The 805-nt window shown below is 61.0% G+C and carries 1 protein-coding gene; it reads left to right on the top strand.

Features of this window, described 5'->3' with window-relative positions; all coding sequences use genetic code 11:
* A partial coding sequence (locus EN780_RS35825) for a CpaF family protein (RefSeq protein ID WP_133372934.1) occupies nt 1–805 on the top strand: 805 nt, incomplete at both ends.

The following is an 805-nucleotide window of genomic DNA, read 5'->3' on the forward strand; positions in this document are numbered from 1 at the left end:
CCCACAAGCATGTCTTTATCGAGCGCCGCGGCGTGCTCGAGGAGACCTCGATACGCTTCCGTGACGAGGCGCATCTGCTGCGCGTCGTCAACAAGATCGTCTCGGCCATAGGCAGGCGCGTCGATGAATCAGCGCCGATGGTGGATGCGCGCCTGGAAGATGGTTCCCGCGTCAACATTGCGGTGCGGCCGATCTCCGTAGACGGCCCGCTGGTGTCGATCCGCAAATTCTCCAAGAATCCCTATTCGCTCGAACGCCTGATGGTGTTCAATTCGATACGACCACCGATGATCGATCTGTTGAGGATCGCAGTTCAGGCGCGCAAATCGATCCTGGTTTCCGGTGGCACCGGCAGCGGCAAGACGACCTTGCTCAATGCGCTATCGAGCTACATTCCATCCGCCGAGCGCCTGATCACCATCGAGGACGCGGCGGAACTGCAACTGCAGCAGCCGCACGTTGGCCGTCTGGAGACGCGCCCACCCAATGTCGAGGGCAAGGGCGAGGTTCGTCAGCGCGAATTGGTCAAGAACGCGCTGCGCATGCGACCGGACCGAATCATCGTCGGCGAGGTTCGCGGCGAGGAAGCCTTCGACATGCTGCAGGCGATGAACACTGGCCATGAAGGCTCGATGACCACGATCCATGCCAACACGCCGCGCGATGCACTGTCACGTCTGGAGCAGATGGTCGGCATGGCTGGTATGCCGATGACCCATGAGTCCATAAGGGCGCAGATCGCTTCGGCCATCGACATCATCGTGCAGACGCAACGCCTTTCGGACGGCGGCAGAAGGGTCGTTTC

The organism is Mesorhizobium sp. M4B.F.Ca.ET.089.01.1.1, assembly GCF_004022605.1.
GTDB lineage: Bacteria > Pseudomonadota > Alphaproteobacteria > Rhizobiales > Rhizobiaceae > Mesorhizobium > Mesorhizobium abyssinicae.